This window comes from Pseudomonas sp. DE0010 (genome assembly GCF_007680745.1).
GTDB lineage: Bacteria > Pseudomonadota > Gammaproteobacteria > Pseudomonadales > Pseudomonadaceae > Aquipseudomonas > Aquipseudomonas parafulva_B.
The window spans coordinates 1-357 of record NZ_VEJQ01000081.1; the positions used below are offsets into that span (position 1 = coordinate 1).

Sequence of the window (357 nt, forward strand, 5' to 3'; positions counted from 1 at the left end):
TCGCCAGGTGCTGCTGGAGTTGATGGCGCCCGACGCGACCATCGTCTGCAGCGGCAGCGAACCCGGCCGTACCCGCACCTGGACCCTGGCCGAGCTGCTGCCCGGCGCCTTCGACGACTTCTAAGGAGTCCGCCCATGTGGCTTGCCCAGGAGGTTATCCGCCAGAAGCGCGATGGCCTGGAACTCTCGGCTGAGGATCTCCAGCGGCTGGTCCGCGGCATCGTCGACGACAGCCTCAGCGAAGGCCAGATCGCCGCCTTCGCCATGGCCACCCTGCTGCGCGGCATGACCGCCGCCGAGCGCACCGCCCTGACCCTGGCCATGCGCGACAGCGGCCAGGTGCTGCGCTGGGACCTG

At 70.0% G+C, this 357-nt stretch carries 1 pseudogene; it reads left to right on the top strand.

The features are described 5' to 3' along the window. Nucleotides 1-135: 135 nt before the first annotated feature. A pseudogene (locus tag FS767_RS21735) lies at nucleotides 136-357 on the top strand (thymidine phosphorylase); the annotation flags it as partial.